A 23,238-nucleotide genomic window follows, 5' to 3' on the forward strand; every position below is an offset into this window, starting at 1 on the left:
AGAATATCAAAAATTATTTTTTAAATATTTTTTGATTTTTTTATGCTATGATAAAGCAAAAAAACTAATTTACAATTATGTATATTTTAATGATAATAAAAATACAAACTCTACGAGTTTGTATTTGTTTTTGTTGATTTGTTTTCTGCAGGTTGATTATTTGTAGTTTTGTTATTAGATTCGGTATTAACCTGTTCTTTTGCTCCTTGATTTTCATTAGTGCTTGCTTGTGATTTAGGATTATTTGAAGTTACTTTTGTTGTTTCTGTGGTGTTTCAAAGTGTATTTAAATGTTCTAAAACAACTAATGAAGCTTTGAAAGTTGCAAATGCATTTGCAAGTGTGTATGGGGTGAATGCAGCCTTGATTTGTGTTGCAGGAGCATACACAGACGTATCAAATTTAGTAAAAGCATTCGATCTAAAACTGATGTTTGGATCATTTAATTTAGTATAGTAAGCATTACGAGCATCTGTTAGTTCTTGTTTAAGTTGTTCAAGGTTGGCATCTTTACTTTGTATTGCTTTAAATACTTTTTCTGATGCTAAAAAGTAATTTTTCTCTAGTGCATCAAATTCTTTGTAAAAAGTTTTTGCATCAAAAGATTGTGAAGTTGATACAAATGAATTTGCATCTGTGCTATTGATATAAGCAATATTATCGTTTTGCGATATATCTAATAAAGATTTAGTAGTTGTATTATAAGCATCGGTATCGACTACTGTTGATTCTAATGATAAATCATTTCATTGATCAGAATATAAATTAGTTCATTGACGAATTCAAGCAATAGTTTCTTGACCAGGAATATAGTAGTTATATTTATTATTTTCAGATGTATCTTTTTGATATCCTAATTGATCTTTTAATACCTGTGAGTCGGGATTTAAACCTAAATCTTCTCAATATAAGTATAAGTTAGATAAAACTAATAATTTTTCATATAAGAATCTAAGTTTAAGATTCTTATCAAAGGTTTTTAGCATATCATCTTCAGTTTTAGATTTAATTGGTGTATACTCAGTATTAAAATCTTTTAAAAGTTGATCGATTTTTTCATTATGAAATTTTTGATTACCATCGTTTTGCGATTTTTTAGCAGTTATTTCGGTAATTTTGTCATCAATTTTTTTAATGTATTCAGTATTTTCTTTTTTGAATTTTTCTAAATCAGATTTAAGATTATCTGCAGTTAGTTTATATTTACTAAAATCTGAATTTGCTTGTGTAAGATATCCTAAAATTCCTAATTTAGTTTGTTCTCCATTAAAATAATCAATATATTTTAAATTACCTAGAGCGGAATAAAAAGGTTTGTTCAATTTATAGTGGTATATACTTCTAAAACCATCTCCAAGTGTTTTTAAATAATCAGCATATTTTTTATGAAGCTCTTGAGCTTGATTTTTAAGACTTAAAATATCATCGGTTTTTAATAAAGCATTTGAAAGTGGAAAGTCACTTATGACAAAGTCGATAAATCATTTGCTCTTGTCAATTATTGGATTACCATCAGAAGAAGTTGCTTTTGATGCATAATTAGGAGTTCAAATTTGTGATAAAAAAGTTGCATAATTAATTAATTGTTCTTGAAATGGTTTTGCTTCTGCAATAAGGTTTGCATCTTGTTTTTTATCATTTGACATTAATGTCTGCAGATTTAATCCACCTAATCTTGCTGTTGTGAATGCAAAAACTTTTGATTGTTGGATTTTTTCATCCTTAACTTTTTGCCCATCTGTTTGGTTTGTAGATACAAATTTTGATTTATCAGTTGCACTAACTTGTTGTTCGATTGCAACAATGTTATCATATCTTCATCTAAATAAATCGTTCATAAATGATTTATTGGATTCTAATAATTTTGGTAACTTAATTTTTGCATCTTGTAATGCAGTTGAAATGCGAGCAAAATATGAAATTCTAGATTCAATGATTGAAGCGATATTTCATAATGATGCACGGTTTTCTACAGTTTGCTGATATATTTCACGATTATTTTTAAGTGGTTCAATTAAACGATTAATTTGATTTATAAATGATCTTTTATTTGCTGCACTTATGTCTTTTGCTTCTCTAATTTCTTCTATAGTTTTTTCTAAAAATAAGATAGTAAAATCATTTATTTCAATCAAAGCTTTTTTGCCTGAATAATGTCGCTTTAAAAAACTACTTTTAATTTCTTGGTTTTCATTCTCTAATTTTTCTTTATCTGATTGTAGTTGTTCGATAGTTTCTTTGTTATGCTGAGCATTTTGTTCGTTTTGTTTTTTTAATAACTCCTCATGTTGTTTTTGCTGTTTAGTACTTTCTTCTTGAATTTTAGTATTTTCTTTTTTAAGTGAATCAACTTCAACTTTTAAATCAGAATTTTCAGTAAACAGATTTGGAATAACTGATAAAGCAGCAGTGTTATAATCAGATAATATTTTATTATATAAAGCATTTAATTGCTCTATGGTAGTAGTTTTTGAATTAGTTAATTCATCGAATTTATTTTTATTCTCAAGATATTTTTCAGAGTTAAGATTGTATAAATTTACTCTTTTTAACATCTCGTCTATTTGTTTTGATTTTAAAACAATTTCCTTTGATTGTTGTGGTTGTTGTGTTGTTTTTTCTGGTGTACATGCAACAACTAAAGCAACGGACAAAGTTAATAAAGATGTACTAGAAAGTAATTTTCATTTTTTTAATTTTTGAATTTTCATAATCTCCTTTTTTTAATATAAATTATTTCCTTACCATTTCAGCAACATCGGCAGCGAAGTTTGATTGAGTTTTTTCAATTCCTTCACCTACTTCAAATCTTATTGCTGATACAAGTTGGCTACCATGATCGTTTAAGTATTTACCTACTGAAATAGAATCTTGCATTACAAATGCCTGTTTTTCTAAAACAAATTCTGAAAGTTGTTTAGTTAATCAACCATGAAAGATTTTTTCTTGAATTTTAGCAGGTTTTGATTCGAAAGCCACTGGTTTTTCAAAACGTTCTTTTATTTCTGATAATTGTTTTTCACTTAAATCAGAAACTAATGTAACTTCAGGGTTCATTGCTGAAACATGCATTGCAACATTTTTTGCAGCATAAATATCTGTACCTTTTATTTTAACAACAGCAGCAATTTGATTATTAGCATGGACATATGTTCCTAGTATTTCACCTTCTTTTGCTTTTACCATAAACATACGACGGAATGAAATTTTTTCTCCAATAACTGATGTAGCTTCGATTAATGCTTTTTCTACTGTTAAACCATTTGGTAGAATAACTTCTAATGCTTTTTCCTTAGTTCATACATTGGCATCAAAAATAGCATGAGAGATTTGTTGAACAAGTTCTAAGAATTTATCATTTTTTGCAACAAAATCGGTTTCACTGTTTATTTCTATTAATAATGAACGATATTTGTTGGTAATTGCAGTAACAGCACCTTCAGCAGCAATTCTGCCAGCTTTTTTTGCAGCTTTAACAATTCCATTTTCCTTTAGTCATTTAACAGCTGCTTCGATATCATAATTAGTTGCTTCAAGAGCTTTTTTAACATCAATTAATGCTGAATTAGTTCTTTGTCTTAATTCTTTTATAAGTTCTATTTTATTTACTGACATAATTTACTCCTAATTATTTGTTTCTGTATTTTTTGATTGAAATTCTGGTAAGATAACTTTTTCATCATCTTGATATGCAAATAATTGTTGCCCGCCTCTTGCTTTAGCAATTGCATCAGCTAAAATTGTCATAATTAAATTAATTGATTTTGATGAATCATCATTGGCGGGAATACCGAAATCTACTGCATCAGGGTTTGCATTTGAATCAAGAATAGCGATTACTTTTAATCCTTTTCTACGAGCTTCTTTGACGGCGATTTCATCTTGCAATGGATCTGCTACAATCATAACATTTGGTAATCTTCTCATATTACGAATACCATTTAGATTTTTATGTAACTTGTCTAATTCTTTTTTGAAATTTAAAGCCTCTTTTTTGGTATAACCTTTAAAATTATTAGTTGCCTTTTCTTCTAATTCTTCCATCTTTTTAACACGAGACATAATTGTTTCATTGTTTGTTAATGTTCCACCAAGTCATCTTTCAGTAACAAAAAATGAATTTGTTCTTTCAGCTGCATTTTTAACAGAATCACGAGCTTGTTTTTTAGTTCCTACAAAAATAAATTGTGCATTTTTAGCGGCTAATGAATTTACAAGTGAGTAAGCAAATTCTAAGTATTTTTGTGTTTTAAAGATATCAATAATGTGAGCACCTTTATTCATTTTATTTGGAACAAGGTATTCCTTCATTTTTGGATTTCATGAATGTGATTTATGTCCAAAATATGCTCCGGCTTCTAAAAGTTTTGTTCTTGAAACAATAGGATTTTTTTCTTTGTTTTCTTTAACTTCCTTTGTTTCTTTATTAGTTTTTTCTACCTTAATTTCAGGTTTAATTTCAGTTTTACTTTGATTTGTCATTTTTTTCCTTTAGTTTGTTTTGTCTAAATAAACTATTCTAACACCTAGCACTTATAATTATTCAAGCACACCCAAGCGAATCCTAGTTTATTGTGATTTATAAAAATAAGTATTAAAATACTTATATTTATTTTATCATTTTTTCTTTGCTATAAAAATATGGTAACTTAATTTATTTGTCTGTATACTAGATAAAAAAGAAAACATACTTCTGAAAACTTAGTTTTTTATTTTAAAGTTGGTATAAAACACAAAAAAACACAACCAAAAATAGTTGTGTTATTTTTACGAAAGAGTAATTTTTATATTATTTGGTTTACCATCTTTATCATAAGATAATTTAGTATTTTTTAAATTTATTATATATGACTTAGCAAGTAATTTTAATACAGATGTTTGCGTATTTGATGTTAATTTAGCATATTTATCATAATTTGAAACAAATTCTACATTATTTCGAGTTCAAATGCGTCCTTCAAAGTGATTATAATATATTGCATATCATATATCATCAAATTCTCTTTGTTGAATTTTAATAATTTTATTAGGAACAAGAGTTTTATCTGGAACATAGTTTTTACTATAGAATAAATACGATTTATATGAGGGAAGTTTAATGTTATCTTTAAACTTTGTATATATTTGATTTGTTTCAGTTACTGGACTAATATTATTATTTTTTAATTTTATAGATATATTAATTTGATTATTTTCATTTTTTACAGTATTGATAGAACTGTTATTCAGTTTCTCAATTTTGTCAGGATAATAATAAAAGTAACTTGGATATCCTATTGGTTCTGCACCGTATTGTGTAATCAAATTGTAAACACGAATTGGAAAAAAATCTCCTTCGATATCTCTTACAAATAATAAATTTATAAGAACTTTATTTTCATTTTTAATTGGTAACATCTCGATTACCATATTATTATTTTTTTTATAAAATAAATTATTTTTATCATTTGAAAATATGTTCTTGATATTATCATAGTTTCATTGAAAATTATAAGAACTACTTATTTTTTTGAAAGTTAGAGTTTGTTCATTGTTTTGTGTTACTAAAGCAAAAAAAGAGTGCTCTTTATCGATAATATTGTTTAATTTTGAATATTTAGTATCAAGAATTAAATTTTGAGATTTCAAATTTTCTTTTAGTTTTCTTACTTGATCATTATTTTCTGATTCGTTTTTTGCTTCCCAAGGAGTTTTATTTTCATAATGACTACATGCTATCGAAACTGTTAATAAAGGACCAGATAAACATAGACTCAATAATTTTATTAGGTTTCTGGTCATGATTTTTCTGCTGTTAATTTTGAACGAGTTTCATAAATAGCATATTTATCATTTAAAATGTAATAGACATTTTTGTTTGTAAGGTTTGTGTTTTCAAAGTCATTTCTTAGTTTAATAGTTAAGGTAAATTCATATGGTCATGAATGATAATTTCTCCCCGCTACAAACATATTGCGATTTGTTGCATCGCTATTATCATTGTTCAGATTTGGATAATTAACTTTTAATGTTGAAAGGTGGTATTGTCTGTAAATCCATCATGAATTTGCATAAATAACACCTACCATACCTACATTAAATATATTAGAGTGATTATGTATTTCAGATACACTTAGTTTTCTTCTCTCAGAATTTGATAATCTTCATAAATCAGAATATGTAGAATAAGCAGCAAGTGGTTTTTCACCACCAGAGATTAGATTTTTATATGTCAATTGTTTTGACTTACTGTAATATAAATCATATATACTGTATTTTCTAACATTGTCTGCATAAAATTTCATTCTGTCTCAATTTATATATCCTGCACCAAGGTTTAATGGTAATATATTGATTTTATCATTATATTGTTTTAAATCAAAACTTGCTATTAAAATAGCTTTTAATTCTGGAACTTGATAACTTGAATTAGGTTTTTTTATTGCCGATAGTAAAGCAGAAGCAGCTAATAAATAGGTGTAGAAAAACTTGTTCCTGATCATCGTCAATAATCTGGATCATCAACTAATGTGTCTGTTTTTCATCATTGATCATTTAAAAAAAGTGATTGATTACTAAATTTATCTGGACCTATACCTAAAGGAGAATCCTCAAAACCTTTAATTTTACCATTTGAAAAATCTTCAATTTGATCATTATTAAAATTATATGCACCGATTATAAAAGTGTTTTTAGTTCTTTGGATAGAAGAAGCTTTTTTTCAAAAGGTGGGGTTCTGGTTAATTGTATCTCTTAACTTTTCTAATATTATTTTTTGATAGGTAGTAGGTTTAGAATTAAGTTTTTCATTTATCCATTTATTAACCTCCATTATATGATTTGGTGTTTTAAGATTTTCGTTATCAGCAGAAATGAAAAATTTCATATTATATTTATATGCATATTCATCGATTAATGCGGCTTCATCTGGATAATCTGTGTTAATTTCTACATTTAAAATATCTATAATATTGTTTATATATGAAAGATTACTATTTTTATAATATTCATTCATTTTATTTAGATCTAGTAGTTTGCGATATGAGGTTGAATAACTCATATTAATATATTCAACATTATTTTTCCTAAAGAACTCTAAATTTTCTTTTAATATGTCATAATTGCTTGCATTATATGTTCTATTATAACTTGTTGAATAAATTTCAGCATTTTTTAGTAATCCAGAATCGCTACCAATGATTGAAGCAATTTCAGTTGCATGATAATTTTTATTTCAATAATCTAAAAATGAGTGATTCATCTTGGAAAAATCATATATTTTATCATCAGTAAGGTTAGGGTCATATTTAACTCTGTTACTATTAACAACATTTGGATTATTAATTGAACCTAGAATATTATAATTATCTTCATTTATTTCTTTATCAATATTTAAAGTTGTATTTCCATCAAATTTTAAAATTCGATAATCAACTAATCCACCATCGATGATACCTATTTTAATCTTTTTATCAGTTCTTTCGTGGATTCCTAGTTTATCTCATAACTTATCAAATAAATGATTGTATTTTTTAATGTCTCTAGGTTGATTTGCAAAAATTGCTGACATTGTTAAAGGAAGGCTTGAAATGCTAGATAAACCAATAATATATTTTCAAAATTTCTTTAATTTCATAATAACCTCCTAATTTAATTATACTCTTTTGTATGAAATTATTTTCAGTAAAAAAAATCAGGTTCCCCTGATTTTAAGATTTTACTTTTGAAAAATAGTAAGTTGTAATTTGACTTAAGGTTTTATCATCAACAGGTTGGATTGCTTCGTGAATCATCCCATCAGTGTTTTTAATTTCATAAATATTTATTAAATTAAAGTCCTGACCTTCGTATTTATCATTAAAATAATTTCTAAGCACTACCTCATAGTCTGTGATAGCCACCGGATCATAATTAACATAATCAAAATTTTCTAAATTAAGATGTTTTGCCAAATATTCTTTATCTGATATATTAACATATGCCAGCATTTTAGCAATAAAACTTGTTATAAATTCGGTTCATATTTCTTGTTTTTCATTATCACTTTTTTCATTCGTTTCTTTTAAAGCATCATCAAATAATCCTTTAATTGTTTCAGATGTATCTTCATCTGAAAGATCATTGTTTACAACTGAATAAACATAAGTAGCAAGAATTTTATCACTTATTGTTTTTGAAACTTTATTAATAAATTCTTCTTTTGAAATAGTAAACAAATCAGTTTGTGATTTTTGTGCTAATTGCGAAAATTTATTTATAAATTCTGAATAATTTTTACTAAGATAATTTTCTAAAAGATGTGGGACATATGAGATTCTTTGCTCTTGATCTACATCGTTACCTTGATCGTAGTCATCTCTTAGTTTATAAAATTCATTGAATTTTTCAGCGTTTTGTTTTGATGCTAAGTTAATTTCATTGTATAAAGAATTTATAAATGTATTAATATCACTAGTTTTTATATCTGAAGAATCAATTTTGCCTAACTCTAGGGTTTTTAAATCCTTTCATACATTAGCTACATATTCTTCAGTCACTAAATTTTGTGCTTTAGCAATCTCTGCATCAGATGTGTTTTCATTAAAAGTAGATATCATTTTTTGGTTAACGAGTTTATCATACCTACTACCGATATCGTTAAGATATGAATAATAACCTTGAGAAATAGCTTTTTGATATTCATTGCTTAATTCTTTTGGAATATGTGATGAAATAACTATACCATCAACTAAAAGAATGTTTTGGTGTGGTTTAACAGCACGAATTGATCCATCAGGAACATCTGGAAAGTTATCTTCACTATAATATGCATCAATTGCATCCCCGTTATACATAATTGCAGATGTTACATCGGGACGTTTTTTATTGATTAAATCATTTGCTATTTCTAATCCATCACCTTTTAAACTTATATGTTTTGCATTGCGAACATCAAAACCAGTCCCGTCTTTAATTAAGTCTGCAAATGAATCGATAAGAATTTTATATGGTTGTGTATTAGTCGAAGAATCATCTTTTACTACTGCACCAGTAAATTTGTCTAAAGTGCGACCACCATCAGGTAGTGGTCAGTAAGCAGAACCATACAGCATATTATCACGAATTGCATCGGTGATTTCTCAGTCTTGATAACCATTAACTTTTAATGTCTTTAAAATATTAATTAATGCATATGGGTCTTTTATACTGCTTTTGTTAGGTGTGATAAATTTATCAACATATTTGCTAAAGTCAATTCCTGAATCTTCATCAAAGGCATTCTTATTTAGCTTTTCTTTATTAATTTTATGAATATTATATGCAACTACCATATCTTGTGAATAATATGGATAAAAGTATTCTCATAATGATTCATCGCTGTTGTTATCACCTTTTTTGCTTAAATCGTAACGATTTAAATGTTCTCATATCTCTGGACGCATCGATAAGCGAACATAATTTTTAATTTGAATGTATGATTTTTGTGCATCTTGATATTTAATTAAAATATGGTTATATGTCTCTTTTAATTTTTGGTTATTTGGATTGTCAATGAGTTGCTTTTTAAGATCATCCAATTGATGTTTTAAAGTTTGATATTCTAAGTAATTAGAATATTGTGGTAAGTTGAAGAAAATCGAGTAATTGAGTTTACCGATAAGTTGTTTTTTAGCAAGTTCTACTGCTAAAAATTCTGAACCAATTCCAGCAACTGCTTTGTTATTAATTAAAGCATTACTAAATTGATTAATTTCATCGAATTCTTTATAATCAAATGTATGTGCAAGTTGAGCAATATTAGCATCAGACATATATGATTTATAGTTATAAAAACTTGGTTTAAATTGATTTTCGACTTTTGATGCTAAAACTGCTGAGAAACCTGAAATTGCACCTATCGCAATAGTTGATGCTAATAAAAGTTTCTTATTTAGTTTCATTTATCCCTTTTTCTTGGTTTTGTAAATTGCATAACCAATGTTTCCTAAAATAGTAATAAATAAAACGATTGAACCGATAACCAATCCCCATGGCTCAAATGCACCCTCATATAATTTTGTACCTAAAGTACTTGCATTTGATACAGTGCGGGTTATGATAAAGTCATCAAAACTAAGAACACTTGAAACTAAAATAACTGTAATAATTGATGGAATCATATAAACAAGGTAGGTTTTAAATCATGCACGAGTTTTTGAGTAACCTAAATCCTGCGATGCTTCGAAGAGGTTATTGTTAAATTTTTCACTACGTGGTAGCATTAAAGAAATTCCATAAGGTAATGCCATAATTGTATGTGCTACTATCAATCTACCAAAACCTTCTGAATCAACTGCAACAATACCAAAGAACAATGAAAACACTAACACAAGACCTAATGCAGTGATGTTATCAGGATTGATAAGTGGGATATTTGATGTTGCTGTCAAAGTAGAACGCATTAAACGATTTTTTTGTCGATAAAGAGCATAAACGGTAATTAAACTTATAATAACAACTAATGTTGAAACAATAATTGCTAATAAAATTGTGTTTAATAAAGCAAGCCCACGTCCGTTATCAAATAAAGTTACTCAGTTTTCAAAAACACCTTTAGTTCAAGTTGGATTAAACTCACCTTTTGGTGTTTTTTGATTAAAACTAAATACTACACCTGTTATTAAAGGAACATAAATAATTGCTAAAATAATATAAATATAACTACGTCTTAAAAATTCAGTAAATTTATTCATAGTGTGCTCCTTTTTTAAATTTAAAAATGAGTTTTGGTATGAATATAAATAAAGAATATACACCAATGAAGATAGCGGAAACCACTATAACAAGTGCAGAACCACTACTTAGATCATATTTATTACCAGGATTTAGTTTTGAGTTGATTAAATCTCCGATAAGTTGGTGTTGTGAACCATCTGGAAGTAATTTTGCACTAATTACAAAGGTTGTTGCACTAGCCAAGAAAATAATTGCTAAGCCACTTAATATAGCTTTAGTTCCATATGGAACGATAACTTTAAACATTGTTTGAATATTATTGTATCCTAAATCATTACTTGCTTCAATAATATTTTTTGGCATATCTTTAAATACTGTATATAAAGGTAAAACCATTAGAGGTAGGTTTAAATAGGTAAGACCAAAGATTATAAAAAGTTCACTATTGAGTGTTTTAGGATTTGTATGAAAAATAGCTAATGCTAAACCTTTAATTGAGTAAATTCGAGCAATGGTAAAAATTGCCATCGGACTAATCATTAAACTTAATGCAAAAAGTTTAAAGATTTTTGATTTAGATGTTGAAATAAAATAAGCATATGGAAAACCGATGATTAAGCATAAGAAGGCAGAAACAATTCCTATTCATAATGAACGACCAATAATGTTTCAAGTGTTAAGATCTTTAAGCAACACTGCTGCATCAAAAGATTCATTATTGGTTGCTGAAAAAGCACTGATAACAATCATTAATACAGGTAATACAATTAAGAAAATTGCAATTAATAAGTAAGGTAAGAATAACCAGGCTTTTTTGTCAAAAGTGAATGTTTGTTTAATTTTTGAAAACATTAGTTGTATAATCTCACTTTGGATCTTTTTTCATCAAATGAATGGTATCAATTGTTCAACTTAAATATACTTTTTCATCAATGTCGAATTTTTTGGCTGTTTCAACATATAAAATATCTTCATCTTCTGTTTCAACTGTTAAATAATAATAACTTCCTCGGTAGGAAATATCTTTTACATAACTTGGTATTTTTCCGCTCATCGATGTTGGATTACTTGTTATATCTATATCTTCAGGTCTAATTAATGCATCGAGGGTGTTTTCACTTCCGAATTCTTCGATATCATGGATAGTTTTGAATTCTCTACCTAACAATTTTACATTCCCGTTAGGTAAAAATTTAGCATCAAAAATATTTGAATCTCCAACAAATCTAGCAACTCATATATTTACAGGGTAGTCATATATGTTTTTAGGTGTATCATATTGTTCGATTATTCCATCGCGCATTACAGCAATGCGATCAGAAAGTTCAAGTGCTTCAGATTGGTCATGGGTTACAAAGATGAAAGTGAGTCCTAATTCTTGTTGTACACTTCTTAGTAACTCCTGCATCTTTTTACGGATTTTAGCATCCAGAGCAGATAAAGGTTCATCAAGCAGCAAAATTTCAGGTTCAATAACTAAACTACGAGCTAGAGCAACACGTTGCTTCATTCCACCTGATAACTCAGAAATTGCTTTAGTTTCATTACCTTTTAAACCAACTAATTCGATGATTTTTTCAATTTTTTCATCCATTTCACTAGCAGTCATCTTACGTTTGAAATATCTATTTTCAAATGCTTCCTTCTTTTGAGCAACATAATTCTCTCAATAAGAATATTTAAAATCTAAATCATCCAACCAATTTTGGATGCGATTATATTGCGATGTATCTGCTGGTATCTTTTTTAAAGCTTCGATATATTTATCTTGCTGTGTATCAATTTTATCCATATTTGCATCAGCTTTTTTGGTTCATTCTTCAATTTTATGTTTAAGTAAATCGATGTGTTTTTGATTGATTTCTTCTTTTTTAATACGTTTTAATTTCAAACCATATGCAATGTTTCCTTGCACATTTAAATGTGGAAACAATGCATAATCTTGAAAAATGGTTGAAACATTACGTTTATGTGGAGAAAGGTCTTTAATATCATAACCGTTAAATAAAATTTCACCACGAGTTGCTCATTCAAAACCACCTATAAGTCTTAAGATGGTAGTTTTTCCTGAACCAGATGGACCAAGCATAGTAACAAATTCACCACGCTTGATTTGTAAATCTATCTTATGTAAGACAGTTTTGTCACCGAACTCTTTAACAACTTCTTTAAGTTCGATAATTGGCATATTTGCTTTTTTAGTTTTTTTCAAACTAATTTCACGAGTTGTTTCAATTTGTTTTGATTGATTATTATCTGAATTAATATACATGTATCTCCTTTCTTATTGATTTAAATAAGCAGCAGGGAGACGGTATCGAAAAGATTCTCACAGTATTCTTCGATACTGTAAGATAAAGACGGATATTCTAAATCACAAAAATTGCTTAAGATGTTTTTAATAGCTAATTTTTGAATTAAAATATTTTTGCTTTTCATATTTTTATATTTTATATAAGAGCAAAAAAAATCATAATAAATTCTTAATTTTTTTGTAATGTTATTTATAGAAGTAAATGGTTAATATGTTTTCGTATGATAAGACTATATATAAATTCTTCAAAATAACAAATATGATTTTATTTGTTATGAGATAAAAAGGATGCATATTTAAATTTTTTCAGTTATAATTTATAAAACATAAAAAAAGTCAGAAACGAGGAAATATGATAAATGTAAATGAATTTAAGCCTGGAATAACATTTCAAGATGATGGAGAAATTTTTGTTGTTTTAGAAGCTCAACATTCTAAACAAGGACGTGGACAAGCAAATGTTAAAGCAAAAGTAAAAAATCTAAGAACAGGTTCAACCACCGTAAAATCTTATACAGGTGGAGACAAGGTAAAACCGGCTCACATCGATAAAAGAAAAATGGATTATCTTTATTCAGATGGTGAAAATATTATTTTAATGGACAAAGAAACATATGAGCAAATTGAAATTTCACTTGATAAAGTTACTTGAGAAATGAACTTTTTAAAAGAAGGACGGGAAGTTCAGATTCGTATGTTTGAAAACGAAGTTTTGGATATCGAGCTACCTGTTAATGTAACTTTACAAGTTACATCAGCACCAGATGCTGTAAAAGGTAATACCACTACAAATCCACAAAAAAAAGTGATTGTTGAAACAGGTTATGAACTAGAAACACCGATGTTTATTAAAGAAGGTGATATTATTATTATTTCAACTGAAACAGGTAAGTATTCTGGTAAATCAAAAGAGTAATTATGTCAAATTATATTAATGTTCCCTTTAATTCAGATCAAATTTATGTTGTTAAAGAGGGTGCTTTTTTAGATATTATAAAATTTACAATGTCAGATTTTAAAGAAATTAAAGTTGTTGGTAAACCTAATTTAGTATTTGAAGAAAATCATACAAATCTAATGATATACCTAGAAATAAAAGTAAAGGAAACATCGCGAAAATCATTAAATACATTATTTAAAAATATCAGTAACCAGTTAAAAAGTGCTATAAAATCATTAATTGATATTAAACCAAAAAATATTCAATTAATTTTAAAGGGATTTTATTAGTTTTACATAAAATAATATTAAAAGTTTGTCTTATGTATCATCAGTTAAATAAAAGGAAATATATGGAAAAAGGTTTTAGAAAGTTTTATTATACTTATAAACATTTCGATTCCAAAGATTGAGCAACCTTTATTATAGGAGTCAATCTTATTCTTTTATATATTTCAATTATTTTATGAAACTGAGCAGATAAAAGTTATGAAACTTGAAAAGTATATAATCAAAATCCAGATTTACTTAGGAAAATCAAAGAAATAGCAGATTCAAATCCAAATATGCAACGTGAAGTATATCGCAGTTTGCTTCCTAATGCAGTGCTATTATTGTGAGGAGGAACAACTTATTGATTTACTTTTATGTCAAATGTTTTAATGGCAATTACGATTTTAATCTTTCCGTTTTTTAAAAAATCCCGTAAAATGCAAAAATTTTATTTTTCTGGAATAGTTTATATTATCATAGTTGTATCAGCTTTTTGATTTGGTTATATAGTTGATTCTAGCATCGGTGGAAATGATACAGATAACGATTTTTATCGAACTTTAGTATGACATGCGATCGCTCCATTCTTTGGTATAATTACTCTTTTTTGAGAAAGAAAAAGAATTCGTGTAAGTACCCGTGTTATATGAAGTTTTTCGATTTATCCAGTTACATATTTGATTTTTGTTATTTTTATATATACATTTGGTTATAAATTTAAAAATCTTAGTCAACATGACTTTTTACCGAGTATAGTAGCACAAACTAATGAAGAAAATTATATTATTCCAAAGATATATAATACCGAATTAGATCGCGGGATAGCAATTTATTCAGTTATCAGTTTCTGACATCCACTAGGTTATAGTGGAGATAATTTATATTTAAAATCTATTTTAATATTAATAATGATTTCTCTATCTTTCTTTTCGGCGCCTGCTGTTGGTTTTATCCTTAGAAAAGTATTGAGAATCTTACAACCAGGACAAAAAGCCTTACCTCCAGTTTACTTTATTAAAACTAAAGAAAGAATTGAAGCGATAGAGCAACGTAAAGCAGTTATGCAGGAAGCAAAAAATGAAAAATAAAAAGGATGATAAAGCAACCGATTATGTTGCAAGTTATTTTAATAAAACCCAAGAAGTTATAAAGCAGCATAATCCAAAAAATATTATTACACTACAGTTTTTTCAGCGTCGAGATGATAGTATTTTAGCAGGAATGCAAGAAGTTTTAGGATTACTTGAAGAACAAACTGACACTTCTAAATATAAAATTAAATATTTACCTGATGGTAGCAAAATCAATAATTTAGAGATTGTATTAGAACTTACAGGACATTATCAAGATTTTGGAATTTGAGAAGGTATGATAGACGGGATTTTGGCTCGCTATACTTCGATTGCCACCAATGCATATGATATTAAGAAAGTTGCTAATAACAAAGAAATAATTTTTATGGGTGATCGTGCTGATCATTTTATCAATCAAACAATCGATGGATATGCAGTTGGTATTGCAGGTATTCACATTGTATCGACACCGATGCAGAAATTTGCTCAAAAAAACAATCAAGAAAGTGTTTTCGGAAGTATGCCTCATGCTTTAATACAAAATTTTGATGGTGATGTAGTTGCTGCCACACTTGCATTTCAACATAGTTTTCCAAACGATAAAATTATCGCTTTAGTAGATTACAATAATGATGTTGTTAAAGATTCGTTAGCAGTATGGAATGCATTAGGTGATAAGGTTTGAGGTGTTCGGATTGATACATCTAAGAATATGAAGGATCATATGTTTGATAATGAACCTGATAATCCAGATTTTTATGGTGTTAATGTTGAACAAGTAAAAAGATTGCGTGTGGCATTGGATGATGTAGGTGCTAACAATTATAAAATTGTTGTTTCATCTGGATTTAATGCATCTAAAATAGCATATTTTGAAGCTTCAAATGCACCTGTAGATTTTTATGGAGTTGGACAAAGTATATTTAAATTAAATAATTCATTTTCTGCTGATGCAACCTTATTAAATGGTAAAAAACAAGCTAAAGAAGGTCGTGGATATCGCTATAATCCAAACCTAATTGATTATATACCTAAATCAAATAATAAAGCATAAAATGTTTATTACCGGTATATAGCTATAAACATTTATATTTAAAGAGGTGATATGAAAGATGATGTATTAGTGATTAAAGGAGCTCGCGAAAATAATTTAAAAAATATTGATTTAACAATCCCAAAAAACAAGTTAATAGTTTTTACAGGTCTCAGTGGAAGTGGAAAAAGTTCTCTTGCTTTTAATACCATCTACGAAGAAGGTCGCAGACGATATGTTGATTCGCTAAGTTCATATTCTAGAATGTTTTTAGGTGGAACAAAAAAACCTGATGTGGATAAAATCGAAGGACTTAGTCCTGCTATTTCAATTGAACAAAAAACTGTTCATAATAATCCACGTTCAACTGTTGGGACTGTAACTGAGTTATATGATTACTTTAGATTACTTTTTGCAAGGATTGGTAAGGTTTTTTGTCCAAATCATAACATTGAAATAAGTTCACAAACTTCAAAAGATATTCTTGATCAAATTTTTTTAAATAATCAAGATCAAAAAATTGCAATATATGCTCCATTGGTTGAAAGTGAAAAAGGAAGTCATCAAAACCTACTTGAAAAACTTAAAAATGATGGTTACACACGGGTAAAAATTGATGGAGATATGTATTTACTTGAAGATGAAATTAAACTAAATAAGAACAATAAACATAACATTGATTTAGTTATTACTAGAGCAATTGAAGTAAGTGAGCAAAAGTATAATGAAATTTCAGAAGCAATTAATATTGCTACTGAAAAATCAGGTGGGATAGTTAGAGTAGAGAATTTAACTACTAAACAAGTAAATATTTATTCAAAGTTATATGCATGTATTTATAAGGATTTTTCAGTTCCAAAAATAGAACCAAGAATGTTTTCGTTCAATGCTCCATATGGGATGTGTGAAAATTGTAAGGGATTAGGTTTAGAATTTAAAGCAGATATCGATGTGTTAATCTCTGAGCAATGAAGAACAATCGAACAAGGGGCAATTAAATATTTTGCTAATACTGTAAATACTCAAAATCTTGAATGACAAGAATATGATGCAATGTTAGAATATTATCATATTCCTAAAAATTTACCAATTGATGAGATGAACGATGAGCAAATGAAGCGAATTTTATACGGTTCGCAAAATGATGAAATAGATTATGTATTGATTTCATCATCAGGGAATAAATATCGCCGTCGCGATAAAATTGCAGGAATTATAACCTTAATTGAAAATCATTATTACAATACAACTTCTGAAAATCGTCGTGATTATTTAAAAAAATATATGGGAACCTTTGCTTGTTCATTATGTAAAGGAGCCCGTTTAAATCAGCATGCATTAGCAGTAAAAATAGATAAGTTGAATATTTTTGATTATATAAAAATGTCAATTGAAAAATTGCTTGAAAAAATCGAAGAAGTACAATTAAAACTTAGTGAGCATCAACTTTCAATTTCGAATCTAATTTTTAAAGAAATTATCGATCGATTATCATTTTTAAAGAATGTAGGTTTAGAATATTTAACCCTTGACCGTAGCGCAGAAAGTTTGTCAGGAGGTGAAGCACAACGGATTCGTTTAGCTACCCAAATCGGATCAAATTTATCAGGAGTTTTATATGTTTTAGATGAACCTTCAATTGGATTGCACCAAAAAGATAATCAAAAACTAATTCAAACATTGAAAAATATGGTTGATTTAGGTAACACTTTAATAGTTGTTGAACACGATGAAGAAACCATCTTTGCTGCTGATTATATAGTTGATATTGGCCCGCAAGCCGGTGAACATGGTGGAAAAATAGTAGCTTTTGGTGATTTAGAAAATATTATTAATTCTCCTGAATCAATTACTGGTAAATATTTATCAGGTGAATATCAAATCAAGATACCTAAAAAGCGTCGATCTGGTAATCAAAATTTTATTGAAATCAAAGGTGCTCGTGAGAACAATCTAAAAAATATTGATGTTAAAATTCCCCTTGGGATGCTAGTAGGGATAACAGGTGTATCAGGCAGCGGGAAAAGTACATTAGTTAATGATATTTTAGTTGCAGGAATTCAACATATGCGAGGTTTAACCGAATGAAGTGCGCAACGAAAAGCGAAGTTTGATACCATTAAAGGACTTATTAATATTGATAAAGTTGTACCTATTTCACAAAGCCCGATTGGAAGAACACCTAGATCTAATCCTGCTACATACACAGGTGTTTTCGATGATATCCGAGATGTATTTGCTAATGTAGCAGAAGCTCGTGCTAGAGGTTATAATAAAGGAACTTTTAGTTTCAATACCAATGGAGGTCGCTGCGAAAAATGCTCTGGTGATGGTTATTTGAAAATAGAAATGCATTTTTTACCAGATGTTTACATCCCTTGTGACCAATGTGATGCCAAACGCTACAACCGTGAAACACTTGAAATCAAATACCGTGATAAAAATATAAATGATATTTTAGAAATGAGTGTGGAAGCAGCTTTTGAATTTTTCAAAAATCATAAAAAAATCAGCGAAAAACTTCAATTTTTATTAGATGTTGGATTAGGTTATATCAAACTTGGGCAAATGTCTACAACTTTATCAGGTGGAGAAGCACAAAGAGTTAAATTAGCAACCTATTTACAACGCAAACCTACAGGTAAAACATTATATGTTTTAGATGAACCCACAACTGGATTACACATTCATGATGTTAAGAAATTAATTGAAATTTTAGATCGCATTGTTGATAAAGGTGATTCAGTAATTGTGATTGAGCATAATTTAGATGTGATTAAAAACTGTGATTATTTAATTGATTTAGGTCCTGACGGTGGTATTAAAGGTGGTAGAATAGTTGCATCTGGAAGTCCTGAAGAAGTTGCTAAATGACATATTGGATACACAGCTGAATTTTTATCCAAAATTTTATAATTTCTTTATAATTAATTAATATGAATCGTAAAAATATCAGTGTTAGACATATTGTGAACTTCTTTAATTTAAAACTTTTAAATAATGATTTAAATAAAGTTAATTGAGGATGTGTGTATCGGCCTGCAATAAAACAAGTTGGTCTGGAACTAACCGAACATATCGGAAATAGTGATTTATCAGGAAATATAATTTCATGAGGAACCACCGAATCTATATGATTTCAAAGCATCGGGAGAGTAGCAGCATTGCGAGCAATTGAACATGTGTTTTTAGGTAATCCACCATTGGTGCTGCTTTCAAGACGCATTTCTAAACCTGCTTTAAGTTGGATTCAATTAATGGCTGATAAATATGGTGTACCAGTTTGCTTGACTCCGATGTCTTCATCTTATATAGCAACCAATATCGGGTCTTATTTAAACAACCATTTTGCAGATGAAAAATTAGTACATGGTTGTTTAGTTTTAGTAGGTGGTACTGGTGTTTTGATAACAGGTGTATCAGGGATAGGAAAATCTGAAGCAGCCTTAGAGTTAGTGCAAAAAGGTCATGTTTTAATTAGTGATGATTCAGTTTTAATCAAAGATAATGGAAATTTATTTATCGGTAAATCACCAAAAATAACTCAAAATATGTTAGAAGTACGTGGAATTGGTATAATTGATGTAAAATATACATACGGAATTCGAGCTGTAGCACCATCATCGATTATCAATTTAGTTGTTGAATTGGTTCGTACTGAAAAACAAAATGAGTTAGATCGCATTGGAGTCGATTTTCTTAAATACCCAATTTTAGGTCGTAGCATTAAGAAAATACAAGTTCCAATCAAAGAAGGGGGTTCAGCTGCTTCATTAATTGAAGCTGCTGTCAGTGCCTATTTATCGCGTCACGATGGACTTGATATCTTGAAAGAAATAGAAAAAAGGAGGTTAGAACTAGATGACTAGTATTCCGATATGAGTACCTGAAACAGCAAAGCATGAAGGGATACCAGATGCACCTTTATTTAGTATTGGTTCATTTAGCGTGCAGGTATATTCATTAATGATTATGCTCGGTTATTTAGCATCCATTTTAACAATCATTTATTTTTGAAAACGAGAGAAGTTAAATATGGATAAACTCTTTGTGTTAATCATTATTACCATCCCACTTGGGATTTTAGGTTCACGTCTTGGATATATAATCGAGCAACTTATTTATCAAGATGAACCATTTAAAGGTTCAGCTTGGTATAAAATCTGAGAGGGTGGATTAAGTATTCAAGGTGGACTTGTAGTAACGATTTTAGTAGATTTATTTTATGTTTATACACAACGCAAACACTTAGATATTCGAAAAGCTGCATCAATAATTATTCCTACCATCTTAATAGGTCAATTTATTGGTCGTTGGGGTAACTATGCAAACCATGAAGTTTATGGAAAAATCGATTGAAGCGGACAAAGTTCATTAATCTTTGGTAAAACCTTTGCACAAAATATGTATATCTCTGATGCTTTAACTAATTCAATGGGATTAAACGGAGCATATCGTTATCCATTATTCTTATATGAAGGATTAGCAAACTTAGTTGGATATATTTTAATTGTATGAGTGATAAACTTCTTTGGTATCTTTAAACCTGGAAGCAGCATTGGTTTATACTTAATTTGATACGGACTGCTACGTATGGCGATGGAACCACTGCGTGAAGAAGCATATGGATTATATCAATATGTTGCGATTGCATTTGTTGTTGTCGGTGTATTAGTATTTATTTACTATCAAATGTGAGCTAAAGTTAAATATAAAGTAGAATACAGACATAAAGTGTTTAAATTCTATCAATATCAAGATCAAAATGCTTACTTTCAATATGTTGATGCTACATCAATAACACATATGTTTAAAAAAGCATATTCTTATATATGATTTAAATAAGTTGAATTAAATAAGGAGTTATTATGGAAAAAGAAATTTATGATTTAGTTATTATTGGAGCAGGACCTGCTGGTTTAAATGCAGCATTATATGCTTCACGTGCAGAATTAAAAACAATTTTTATTGAAAAAGGCGCACCTGGTGGAAAATTAGTGGTAACAAATAAGGTGGAAAATTGACTTGGAACCGAAATGACTGAAGGGTGACAACTTGCAACACATTTTTTAGAACATGCTAAAAAATTTGGTGCAAAATATCAATATGGTGAAGTTGAAGAACTGATTAACCATTCGGATTATGAAAAAGAAGTTAAATTAACAAACGGGAAATCAGTATTTGGTCGCACTGTATTGATAGCAACCGGAATGAAAAACCGCGAACCAAACTTTATTAAAAACTTTCAAGAATTTTTAAACCGCGGAGTTAGTTATTGTGCAATTTGTGATGGTCCACTTTATAAAGGATTTCCATCATTGGTGCTTGGTGCAGGTAATTCAGCAGTTGAAGAAGGAACTTATTTAACCAATATTGCTTCACATGTACATATTGTAATCAAAGATGCAGATTTCACAGCAGAAAAAAGATTAGTTGATGAATTACTTGCTAAGCCAAATGTTACTGTTTATCGTGAATCACAAATTAAAGAATTACAAGGACATGATTCGTTAGAATCTGCTGTTATTGTAGATAAAAACGGAAATGAAACAACTATTTCAATTGGATCATTTTTCCCTTACATTGGAATGGTTCCTACCACAACCTTTGCTAAAAACCTCAATATTTTAGATAAAAACGGGTTTATAGAAACCGATGAATTTATGCAAACTAGAATTAAAGGAATTTTTGCTGCAGGTGACATCCGAACTAAAGATATTCGTCAAATTATCACAGCTGCCTCAGATGGAGCAATTGCTGCTAAAAAAATATCAGATTATATTAATTTTAAGTAAGAAAAATAAAGGATGCTAATTGCATCCTTTATTTTTGATCAATTATTTATCTGCTAAGCGAACCGAATCTAAATCAACTGTTACTTCAGATTTTTTACCATAACTTTCAATCAACAAAGTCACTTCTTTATTTTTATGATCAATCGCTATTACTTCTGCAACATAACCAGTATATGGACCTTCAATAACTTCAACAAAATTATGTTCTTCTAAACCGAAATTGTATTCACCTGAATCAAAACGTCGTTGTGCTTCTTTTTCTTTTTTATGCATTTTAGTAATTTCAAGATTAGATACTGGAGTAGGTTTTGCTCCCTTACCAGAAGAACCAACCAATCCAGTAACATATTGAGTGTTACGCACCAAGAATCAAGCTTTATCAGACATATGCATATGAGCAAAAATATAACCTGGATATAAATTTACATATTTAACCTTAAATTCATTACCTTCTAATTTCTTTTGATGTTCTTTAGAAGTTAGTGTTGGACGTTGAAAGATTTTAAATGCTCCTTGTGGTGTTGCGGTTAAATCAAAATCATGTAATAAATCTTCAGCAACTATTCGGTTATTTAATGATTCGATAACTTGTTGTTCTTTACCTCTAACGGTAGAAATCATATATCATTTCAAATTACTCATAAGCCTCCTAAATGTTTCATAATTTGAATAAATGTGTAAAGCCAAATGATAAGGCTGTTACAAAAATAGTGAATATTACAGTAAAAATTAAAATTTTTACAAAGTTAATTGAATTTGTTTTTGCATCGGGTCATCTAACACGTCTAACCTCTTTAACTAGCTTGCGCATCCAAAAACGTTTTTTTCGCTTCGATTTAACGATATGTTCGTTTTCTTGTGACATTTAAACCTCTTCTTTATGTATTGTATGTTTGTGACAATGGATACAATGTTTTTTAACAGTTAAGCGTTCAGTTTTACCTAAACTCTTATTAGTTGTGTAATTTTTACGACGACATTCACTACAAGACATTGCTACTTTATGATTAGTCTTCATATTTATTAATTCTACCATATTATTTAAAATTTGCTATAAATCAAGCAAACAAAACAATTTAAGATTTTTATAATTCTTATGTAAAATTTCATTTTTTCTTTATAATACTATAAGAATTT

21 protein-coding genes are annotated in these 23,238 nt (G+C 28.5%); 8 read left to right on the plus strand and 13 right to left on the minus strand.

Translation table 4 applies throughout. The features are described 5' to 3' along the window. Positions 1–110 precede the first annotated feature (110 nt). The 10 genes from ACXYRQ_RS00175 to ACXYRQ_RS00220 form a co-directional block, all read right to left on the minus strand. Positions 111–2,711, minus strand: a complete 2,601-nt coding sequence (locus tag ACXYRQ_RS00175) for a coiled-coil domain-containing protein (RefSeq protein ID WP_458614425.1) — start codon at positions 2,709–2,711, stop codon at positions 111–113. 22 nt (positions 2,712–2,733) lie between these two features. Then, entirely contained in the window at positions 2,734–3,615 is an 882-nt protein-coding gene (gene tsf, locus ACXYRQ_RS00180; RefSeq protein WP_458614172.1) for a translation elongation factor Ts, read from the minus strand. Positions 3,616–3,624: 9 nt separating this feature from the next. Then, positions 3,625–4,482, minus strand: coding sequence for a 30S ribosomal protein S2 (rpsB, locus tag ACXYRQ_RS00185; protein ID WP_458607307.1), 858 nt, complete (start codon positions 4,480–4,482; stop codon positions 3,625–3,627). A gap of 285 nt (positions 4,483–4,767) precedes the next feature. Next, entirely contained in the window at positions 4,768–5,781 is a 1,014-nt protein-coding gene (locus tag ACXYRQ_RS00190) for a hypothetical protein (protein ID WP_458614426.1), read from the minus strand. Beyond that, positions 5,766–6,482: a hypothetical protein gene (locus tag ACXYRQ_RS00195; RefSeq protein WP_458597314.1), complete on the minus strand. Its 717-nt coding sequence runs from the start codon at positions 6,480–6,482 to the stop codon at positions 5,766–5,768. The genes ACXYRQ_RS00190 and ACXYRQ_RS00195 overlap by 16 nt, the downstream gene beginning before the upstream one ends. Beyond that, positions 6,446–7,615 carry a S8 family serine peptidase gene (locus ACXYRQ_RS00200; protein ID WP_458607309.1) on the minus strand — a complete coding sequence of 390 codons (1,170 nt, stop codon included), beginning with the start codon at positions 7,613–7,615 and terminating at the stop codon, positions 6,446–6,448. The genes ACXYRQ_RS00195 and ACXYRQ_RS00200 overlap by 37 nt, the downstream gene beginning before the upstream one ends. Positions 7,616–7,688: 73 nt before the next feature. Beyond that, positions 7,689–9,899: a type 2 periplasmic-binding domain-containing protein gene (locus ACXYRQ_RS00205; RefSeq protein WP_458614427.1), complete on the minus strand. Its 2,211-nt coding sequence runs from the start codon at positions 9,897–9,899 to the stop codon at positions 7,689–7,691. Then, complete coding sequence (locus ACXYRQ_RS00210; protein ID WP_458597317.1) at positions 9,900–10,691, minus strand: ABC transporter permease; 792 nt, start codon at positions 10,689–10,691, stop codon at positions 9,900–9,902. Beyond that, positions 10,684–11,526: an ABC transporter permease gene (locus tag ACXYRQ_RS00215; RefSeq protein ID WP_435130416.1), complete on the minus strand. Its 843-nt coding sequence runs from the start codon at positions 11,524–11,526 to the stop codon at positions 10,684–10,686. The genes ACXYRQ_RS00210 and ACXYRQ_RS00215 overlap by 8 nt, the downstream gene beginning before the upstream one ends. Beyond that, on the minus strand, positions 11,510–12,946 hold the full coding sequence (locus ACXYRQ_RS00220; RefSeq protein WP_458614429.1) for an ABC transporter ATP-binding protein: 1,437 nt from the start codon (positions 12,944–12,946) through the stop codon (positions 11,510–11,512). The genes ACXYRQ_RS00215 and ACXYRQ_RS00220 overlap by 17 nt, the downstream gene beginning before the upstream one ends. Before the next feature lie 394 nt (positions 12,947–13,340). Here ACXYRQ_RS00220 and efp point away from each other — a divergent pair, with 394 nt between their 5' ends. From efp to ACXYRQ_RS00260, 8 genes are all read left to right on the plus strand, one after another. Next, positions 13,341–13,904, plus strand: coding sequence for an elongation factor P (gene efp, locus ACXYRQ_RS00225; RefSeq protein ID WP_458614430.1), 564 nt, complete (start codon positions 13,341–13,343; stop codon positions 13,902–13,904). A 2-nt stretch (positions 13,905–13,906) separates the two neighbouring features. Then, positions 13,907–14,218 (plus strand): MMB_0454 family protein, encoded by a 312-nt coding sequence (locus ACXYRQ_RS00230; RefSeq protein ID WP_458614431.1) that lies wholly within the window; start codon positions 13,907–13,909, stop codon positions 14,216–14,218. Between the two features lie 62 nt (positions 14,219–14,280). Beyond that, positions 14,281–15,288, plus strand: a complete 1,008-nt coding sequence (locus ACXYRQ_RS00235; RefSeq protein ID WP_458614432.1) for an MAGa3780 family membrane protein — start codon at positions 14,281–14,283, stop codon at positions 15,286–15,288. After that, entirely contained in the window at positions 15,278–16,327 is a 1,050-nt protein-coding gene (locus ACXYRQ_RS00240) for a nicotinate phosphoribosyltransferase (RefSeq protein WP_458614433.1), read from the plus strand. Before ACXYRQ_RS00235 ends, ACXYRQ_RS00240 begins: the two co-directional genes overlap by 11 nt. Positions 16,328–16,378: 51 nt before the next feature. After that, complete coding sequence (uvrA, locus tag ACXYRQ_RS00245) at positions 16,379–19,222, plus strand: excinuclease ABC subunit UvrA (protein ID WP_458614434.1); 2,844 nt, start codon at positions 16,379–16,381, stop codon at positions 19,220–19,222. 20 nt (positions 19,223–19,242) lie between these two features. Then, entirely contained in the window at positions 19,243–20,175 is a 933-nt protein-coding gene (hprK, locus tag ACXYRQ_RS00250) for an HPr(Ser) kinase/phosphatase (protein WP_458614435.1), read from the plus strand. Continuing rightward, complete coding sequence (gene lgt / locus ACXYRQ_RS00255) at positions 20,168–21,151, plus strand: prolipoprotein diacylglyceryl transferase (protein ID WP_458614165.1); 984 nt, start codon at positions 20,168–20,170, stop codon at positions 21,149–21,151. The genes hprK and lgt overlap by 8 nt, the downstream gene beginning before the upstream one ends. Before the next feature lie 23 nt (positions 21,152–21,174). Further along, the gene (locus tag ACXYRQ_RS00260; protein ID WP_435130433.1) at positions 21,175–22,101 is read left to right on the plus strand and encodes an NAD(P)/FAD-dependent oxidoreductase; all 927 of its coding nucleotides are present in this window, start codon (positions 21,175–21,177) and stop codon (positions 22,099–22,101) included. A 42-nt stretch (positions 22,102–22,143) separates the two neighbouring features. Here the strand turns inward: ACXYRQ_RS00260 and nusG are convergent, their stop codons facing one another. From nusG to rpmG, 3 genes are read right to left on the minus strand one after another with little or no spacing between them, the layout of a single operon-like run. Continuing rightward, complete coding sequence (nusG, locus tag ACXYRQ_RS00265; RefSeq protein ID WP_458597324.1) at positions 22,144–22,743, minus strand: transcription termination/antitermination protein NusG; 600 nt, start codon at positions 22,741–22,743, stop codon at positions 22,144–22,146. A 7-nt stretch (positions 22,744–22,750) separates the two neighbouring features. Then, complete coding sequence (gene secE / locus ACXYRQ_RS00270) at positions 22,751–22,966, minus strand: preprotein translocase subunit SecE (RefSeq protein ID WP_458597325.1); 216 nt, start codon at positions 22,964–22,966, stop codon at positions 22,751–22,753. After that, positions 22,967–23,119 (minus strand): 50S ribosomal protein L33, encoded by a 153-nt coding sequence (gene rpmG / locus ACXYRQ_RS00275; RefSeq protein ID WP_435130437.1) that lies wholly within the window; start codon positions 23,117–23,119, stop codon positions 22,967–22,969. Positions 23,120–23,238: the final 119 nt, after the last annotated feature.

The organism is Mycoplasma sp. 394 (genome assembly GCF_054353895.1).